General features: G+C 74.1%; 1 pseudogene. It reads right to left on the bottom strand.

Annotated features, from left to right (window positions below):
* Positions 1-150: 150 nt before the first annotated feature.
* A pseudogene (locus JHN63_RS51880) lies at positions 151-528 on the bottom strand (DUF5682 family protein); the annotation flags it as partial.
* Positions 529-553: the final 25 nt, after the last annotated feature.

Below are 553 nucleotides of genomic sequence, written 5' to 3'. Positions count from 1 at the left end.
ACCGTCATCCGCGCGCCCCCGTCCGCAGCCCTTCCCACAGCGGCACGACCCGCACGGGAGCCGCCGGACGATCCCCGGCCCGCCGCCCGGCACCCGCCGCCTGGGTCCTCTCCCCCTGCCTCCTCATGCCCTGCGCACCGCTGTTCGTCGTCATCCCGCCACCCCCACAAGCTCGTTGTCGCCGTTCCCCATCACGTGCCCCGCCGCGTTCCCCGCCATGTCGTCCAGCCCCAACAACAGCCGCAGCACCGGCACCACCGCGTCCGCCCGCCCGGCATCCAGCTCCGCGCCGAATCCGGGTATCCCGGCCGCCGTCCCCGCCACCGCACCCATCTGCTTCCCGGGCCCGCGCCGCACCAGCTCGCCGAGCGTCCGGCGCACCCCCGGCTCGTACGACGAGAACGTGCGCCGCAGCAACGGCAGTACATCCGTGAACGCCTCCGCCGACACCCCGGTCAGCCACGCGTCCACCAGTCCGAGCAACCGCTCGTCGTGCACCAGCAGCAGCCCGCCCCCGCCCCCGTCCCCTTTTCACATCTCCCACCCCACGACA

The organism is Streptomyces sp. MBT65 (assembly GCF_016612545.1).
Lineage (GTDB): Bacteria > Actinomycetota > Actinomycetes > Streptomycetales > Streptomycetaceae > Streptomyces.
This window is presented reverse-complemented; position numbering and strand designations above follow the sequence as displayed.